This is a genomic window from Streptantibioticus parmotrematis, assembly GCF_019890615.1.
Taxonomy (GTDB): domain Bacteria; phylum Actinomycetota; class Actinomycetes; order Streptomycetales; family Streptomycetaceae; genus Streptantibioticus_D; species Streptantibioticus_D parmotrematis.
Genome location: NZ_JAINVZ010000067.1, coordinates 1 through 596, shown reverse-complemented (window position 1 = coordinate 596; position 596 = coordinate 1). Strand labels below are relative to the sequence as shown.

The window sequence follows — 596 nt, the reverse complement described above, 5'->3', positions numbered from 1 at the left end:
CCAACGACCTGACACGGTACGTCGCGCCAGGCGACGCCCTTGCGTAGGACGTAGACGATGCCGGCCAGTGCGACCCGGTCGGGTACCGGGAGCCGCCCGGGATGGCGGTGCCGTCGTGCGGGCCGTGTCGGCAGCAGTGGGGCTATCCGATCCCACAGCTCGTCGGGGACAAGGTTCGCGGTCACGACGCGGAAGCATGCCAGAGAACCGGGTTGAGCCTTTCGCGTCCGCTCGACATACTCCCCGAATGACCAACACCGGGACCGAAGCCGCAGAGCAGGGATGGGACGGACCCTGGTACCGCGTCCGAACGGATCGGTTCGAAGCGTCGTTCCTGCCCAACGCAGGCGAACCTCTGGACAGCGTCTGCAACGTCGACGTCGAGGTCCGGCTGACACCGGACGGCTCACGTTGGAGTGCGACTGTGTTCACGCTTGCCGAGGTCGAACGCATCATGGCGAGGAGGTCCCGAACTGGCGAGGCGCTGGGCGGCCGCTACTTCTGGTGCTCCGACGGCCTCATCGTCCGGGATCCCGGCATCGACAGCATGACCCAGGTGCTGGTCGGCCTTCTCGACGACGGCGACTTCACACAGG

The 596-nt window shown here is 66.9% G+C and carries 2 protein-coding genes; one reads left to right on the top strand and one right to left on the bottom strand.

The features are described from left to right. Nucleotides 1–185 (bottom strand): transposase (locus tag K7472_RS32265; protein WP_222982823.1); only part of this gene is annotated, 185 nt, incomplete at its 3' end. A 62-nt stretch (nt 186–247) separates the two neighbouring features. Here K7472_RS32265 and K7472_RS32260 point away from each other — a divergent pair. Beyond that, nucleotides 248–596: hypothetical protein (locus K7472_RS32260; RefSeq protein ID WP_222982821.1), on the top strand; the 349-nt coding region annotated here is incomplete at its 3' end.